Below are 1,676 nucleotides of genomic sequence, written 5' to 3' on the forward strand. Positions count from 1 at the left end.
ATATTATGTCAATGCTATCATATTTCACTAATTTATCATTGTCATAAAATCCCTCATAAAGATTGTTGTATATTTCAAATCTATAAAATCCTCTAGTAGTTCCTTTAGACCCAACTCCTTTAACTTCATATAGATAAGCCTTTGTTTGTTTGCCATCGTTACGTAATTCAGAAATTCTCATTTCAGGTCTAATACCTAAATACCAAAACATTAGTAAAACAATTACAGTCCAGACTATTCTGCTTTTATATCGATTTAAAAGATTTAAATTAATTTCCATTTGCTTTATCTTCTTTTCGTTTAACCGTTTCAGCAGCCCCGCCAGATACTGTCGCTCCAGGAGATCCGCTTACAGTTTTATTTATTGCTTTATTATCTTTTAAAACTTTTTTTGCTTGAGTTTGTATTTCTTTCCTCTCTGCTTTTGTTACAGCTCCAACTGCTCTTGCTGCTTTGACTGCTTGTGCTGGTGTTACTTCTGCTTTTACTTTAACCTTTGTAGGAATTGCTTTTCCAGCAGCATTTACAGCTAGACCTATCACGGTATTTCTTGCTACTGTTTTTGCTCCATTAACTTTAACTCCCGTAGCTTTAACATCAAGCGTATTTCTAATAACTTCTGCGCCAACAGTTATTGCAGCTTTTTTTAATACACTTTTTATAGCTGAAGCACCACCTGTAAGAGCACCTTCGCCGGCAGATACTAAAACATCTGCAACATCAATGTCTTTAACTGTATCGCTCCAAGATTTACCTTCTAAACGACTTGCAATAACTTGACCTCCAATTTCTACGGCAGCTCCCATTAATGCTCCCCAACAAGCAGGACACCTACCATCAGGGTCATCAAAAGAAACAGGATTATTGTAGCCGTAGCCGTAAGGGTTTAAGTTATCAGGATTAAAAATTGCTCCACCAAGTTCAAGGTCATTGATGATAGCCATATAAACTTCCTCTTGGTCGTCCGGGTCAACATCATTAATGTCGTTAGCGAATTTCAGGTCATTAAATAAAGGATCTATTTGGGTCCAGCGCCCAATGTCTGGCATATAATTACGCCATCCATAGTCGTACATATTCAGCCCCAGCTCATCTTGAAGTTCTTTACCGTTGTACTTGTACTTGTATGCGCCTGCTCGATATTTGCCTCGCCCGAGCGTCTGTTTATGCACTCCCGCGAGCAAAAACTATTTTGTAAGAACGTGTATTACTTTTTCAAAAATAGTCTTTTTTTCAGTTGAAAAAAAAGTAAGATTGGATTGGCGTAATTTTTATTTTCAATTGAAAAAAAAGAGTCCGTTTTTTTATCGGCTGAACTTTCCAAAAAAACCTAAATCTCTAAATTCAAAAACCAATTTTACCGATAAATCTTTAATCGTGCGCTCGATTTTTTTGGAAGATTGCCAAAACGTTAATGTTGTTTTTTAGATAAATCTCCCTTGGCAATCTTCCAAAAAAATGAGCATAGCCCTGTGGCGATTGAACTATTTACCGCCACAACAAACACCCCGAAGCACCGCAGGAATTGGGGAGAATGTTACGGAACAATGCCCGAGGAGCGCCACGCGGTGTTGCGGCATCGAACAGCCACCCTAGACCGAGAACGAAGCGAAGTTTTTACGGAGCGAAAGTGTAGGGCTAGGAGCGTGTAACGGCGGGGAAAAAATACAAGTCAG

2 protein-coding genes are annotated in these 1,676 nt (G+C 38.5%); both read right to left on the bottom strand.

Annotated features, from left to right (window positions below; all coding sequences use genetic code 11):
• Positions 1–280, bottom strand: a 280-nt coding sequence (locus EKL98_RS15565) for a hypothetical protein (RefSeq protein WP_148104430.1), incomplete at its 3' end; no start/stop codon positions are given.
• On the bottom strand, positions 270–1,172 hold the full coding sequence (locus EKL98_RS15570) for an RHS repeat-associated core domain-containing protein (RefSeq protein WP_262706934.1): 903 nt from the start codon (positions 1,170–1,172) through the stop codon (positions 270–272). The genes EKL98_RS15565 and EKL98_RS15570, both read right to left, overlap by 11 nt.
• Between the last annotated feature and the right edge of the window lie 504 nt (positions 1,173–1,676).

Source organism: Flavobacterium bomense (assembly GCF_003970355.1).